The organism is Streptomyces sp. AA1529, from assembly GCF_000280905.1.
Classification (GTDB): Bacteria; Actinomycetota; Actinomycetes; order Streptomycetales; family Streptomycetaceae; genus Streptomyces.
Genome location: NZ_ALAP01000045.1, coordinates 1 through 3,679 on the forward strand (window position 1 = coordinate 1; position 3,679 = coordinate 3,679).

Sequence of the window (3,679 nt, forward strand, 5' to 3'; positions counted from 1 at the left end):
ACCGGGTGCACCCTGCGGGCCGGGGCCGGACCGCCCAGCTCGGCGCGCCGCTCCTGGAGGTAGCGCACCTCGGGGGAGTCGGCACCCGGGTGGACGTACGGCACCAGCTCGTCGTCCAGCTTGCTGTCCGGGATCGGCAGCTCCAGCAGGTCCCGCATGGCGCGGAACTCCTTGCCCGTGAGCTTCTTCATCTGGTGGTTGGCGTTCCGGGACTCGAAGCCCGGGCCCAGCGTCCAGCCCTTGACCGTCTGCGCCAGGATCACCGTCGGCGCGCCCTTGTGCTCGACGGCCGCCTTGTAGGCCGCGTACACCTTGCGCGGCTCGTGGCCGGCGCGGGAGGACGTGAACAGCTCGGTGATCTTGTCGTCGGTCAGCAGCCTGCCGAGCTCGGCGAGCGCGGGGGAGGCGCCGAAGAAGTGCTCGCGGATGTAGGCCGCGTCGCGGGTGGCGTAGGTCTGGAACTGCGCGTCCGGCACCTCGCGCAGCCGCCGGGTCAGCGCACCGGTGGTGTCCAGCGCGAAGACCTCGTCCCAGGCGCTGCCCCACAGCGACTTGACGACGTTCCACCCCGCCGCGCGGAACTGGGTCTCCAGCTCCTGCACGATCTTGAAGTTGGCCCGCACCGGGCCGTCGAGGCGCTGGAGGTTGCAGTTGATCACGAAGGTGAGGTTGTCCAGCTGCTCGCGCCCGGCCAGGGCCAGTGCCGCGGTCGACTCCGGCTCGTCCATCTCGCCGTCGCCGAGGAAGGCCCACACATGCGATCCGGCGGTGTCCTTGATGCCGCGGTGGGTCAGATAGCGGTTGAACCGCGCCTGGTAGATCGCCGAGATCGGGCCCAGGCCCATGGAGACGGTGGGGAACTCCCACAGCCAGGGCAGCCGCCGCGGGTGCGGGTACGAGGGCAGTCCCGCGCCGCCGGCCTCCTGCCGGAAGCGGTCCAGATGCCCCTCGGTGAGCCGCCCGTCGAGGAAGGCGCGGGCGTAGACACCGGGGGAGGCGTGTCCCTGGACGTAGAGCTGGTCGCCGGAGCCGTCCTCGCCCTCCTTCCCGCGGAAGAAGTGCTGGAACCCGGTCTCGTAGAGCCAGGCCGCGGAGGCGAAGGTGGCTATGTGGCCGCCGAGCCCCTGGCGGCTGCCGCGGGTGACCATGGCCGCCGCGTTCCAGCGGTTCCAGGCCGTGATGCGGGACTCCAGCGCCTCGTCGCCCGGGAAGGCGGGCTCGGCCGAGGTCGGGATCGTGTTGACGTACTCCGTCTCCAGCAGCGCCGGTACGGCCAGGCCGCTGTTCCGGGCGTGCTCGACGGTACGACGCACCAGGTACGCGGCTCGTTCGTCGCCCGCGTGTGCCGCTACCGCGTCGAGCGACTCGCGCCACTCGCCGGTCTCCTGCGGATCACGGTCCGGGAGCTGGTCCAGCTCGCTCGGACACGACGGGCGTACGGGATCGGGCATGGTGGCCACCTTCCGGACGTGTAGGCCCCTCCAAACGGGTCGGGAGGGCGGTTGTGCGGGTGGGTCGTGGACCCTGACGGGCAGGACAGGGGGAACCCAACGAAGGGACTGTACGCCTCTGATCGATGATCGATCAAAGGTTCTGAAGGGAAAACCTGCCCGCAGACCGAAAATGGCATTCCGTGCCCCGAAATTCGGCACCGAATGCCAGGCTGCTGCGCCTCAGTCCCGCGGCGCGGGCGCGCAGCCCAGCACATGCTCCTTGACCAGGGCACCGATGTGCGGGTCGCGGCGCTCGATGGCTGCCATGACGGCCTCGTGCTCCTCCGCGTACGACTCCTGCACCGTCCCCAGCCAGCGGATCGACAGCGCCGTCCACACCTCGATCCCCAGCCCCTCCCAGGTGTGCAGCAGCACGCTGTTGCCCGCGGCGCGCACCAGCTCCCGGTGGAAGGCCACCGTGTGCCGCACCTGGGCCTCCCCGTCCCCGAGCCGGTCCGCCTCGTACAGCGCCGCCACGTGGGGCCGCAGCGCGGAGACGTCCCCGGCCAGCCGGGGCACCGCCAGCTCGGCCGCGATCTGCTCCAGCCCGGCCCGCACCGGGTAGATCTCCTCCAGGTCCGCCGCCGACAGCTCGCGCACCCGCACGCCCTTGTTCGGCGCCGATTCGATCAGCCGCAGCGCCTCCAGCTCCCGCAGCGCCTCCCGCACCGGCGTCTGGCTGACCTCCAGCTCCACCGCGATCCGCCGCTCCACGATCCGCTCACCGGGCTTCCACCGCCCGCTGACGATCCCCTCCACGAGATGCTCGCGGATCTGCTCGCGCAGCGACTGGACGACGGGCGGGGTCATGAAGATGCTCCTCGCAACGAGGTGGTGGGCTCCTAGACGATACGGCGTGACCGGGCACGCAGTGCCACTGCGTACGGTGAGGTATCCGTCACGCGACTCCTCCTGCGTCGTCGATCGGGACGCCCACCGGCACCGCGGCGGACCGGCGGGACCGCGAGACATCCGGCGGGCGGGGGCCGCACCCGCCCGCGTCGCCCGGTCGGCCTGGCACGGCGCCGGCCACGAAAAGTGCCCCCGCCACAGCCGTGGCGGGGGCACCTTCGGTTACGCGGCGACCGCGGGCTACAGCCCCAGCTCGCCCTCGAACTCGCCGGCCTCCAGGCGGGCCTTGACGTCGTTGAGGTAGCGGGCGGCGTCGGCGCCGTCCACGAGCTGGTGGTCGTAGGACAGGGTCAGGTAGACCATGTCGCGGATCGCGATGGTCTCGCCCAGGTCCGGGTGGTTGACCACCATCGGGCGGCGCACGGTGGCACCGATGCCCAGCTCGGCGACCTGCGGGTAGTTCACGATGATGGTGTCGAAGAGCGCGCCCCGCGAACCGGTGTTGCTGATCGTGAACGTGCCGCCGGACATGTCGTCCGGGCCCAGCCCGCCCTCGCGGACCTTCTTGGCCAGATCGGCGGTCCTGCGGGCGATGCCCGCCAGGTTGAGGTTCCCGGCCTCCTTGATGACCGGGACCATCAGGCCCTTCTCCGAGTCCACCGCGACGCCGATGTTCTCCACGTCGTGGTAGGTGATGGTGCCGTCGTCGTTCAGCCGCGCGTTGACGGACGGGTGCGCCTTCAGCGCCTCGGCCGCCGCCTGCACGAAGAACGGCATCGGCGAGAGCTTGACGCCCTCACGCGCCGCGAAGGAGTCCTTCGCGCGGGCCCGGAGCTGCATCACCCGGGTGACGTCCACCTCGACGACGGTGGAGAGCTGCGCCTGGCTGTGCAGCGCCTTCATCATGTTGTCCGCGATGAGCTTGCGGATCCGCGGCATCTTCACCGTCTGGCCGCGCAGCGGCGACGGCTCCAGCTTCGGCGACTTCGGAGCGGCCGACGCCGCCGCCGGCGCCGCGGCCGGGGCCTGCGCCTTCTTGGCCTCGGCGGCCTCGACGACGTCCTGCTTGCGGATCCGGCCGCCCACGCCGCTGCCGCGCACCGCGGAGAGGTCGACGCCCTGCTCGGCGGCCAGCTTCCGGACCAGCGGCGTCACATAGGCGCCGTCGCTCTCCGGAGCCGGTGCCGCCGGGGCCTGCGCGGCCGGGGCGGGGGCCGCCGCCGGGGCGGGCTGGGCCTGCGGGGCCGGCTGCGCCGGCTGTGCGGGCGCCGGCTGGGCCTGCGAGGGCTCCGGAGGCGTCTGCGGGGCGGCGGGCTGCGCCGGAGCGGCGGGCG

2 protein-coding genes and 1 pseudogene are annotated in these 3,679 nt (G+C 72.3%); all 3 read right to left on the reverse strand.

Annotation, left to right across the window (positions count from 1 at the left end; genetic code table 11):
• A pseudogene (locus tag A949_RS0113890) lies at window positions 1-1,451 on the reverse strand (pyruvate dehydrogenase E1 component); the annotation flags it as partial.
• Between the two features lie 222 nt (window positions 1,452-1,673).
• Window positions 1,674-2,303: a GntR family transcriptional regulator gene (locus A949_RS0113895; protein ID WP_019356622.1), complete on the reverse strand. Its 630-nt coding sequence runs from the start codon at window positions 2,301-2,303 to the stop codon at window positions 1,674-1,676.
• 282 nt (window positions 2,304-2,585) lie between these two features.
• Window positions 2,586-3,679 (reverse strand): 2-oxoglutarate dehydrogenase, E2 component, dihydrolipoamide succinyltransferase (sucB, locus tag A949_RS0113900; RefSeq protein ID WP_019356623.1); only part of this gene is annotated, 1,094 nt, incomplete at its 5' end.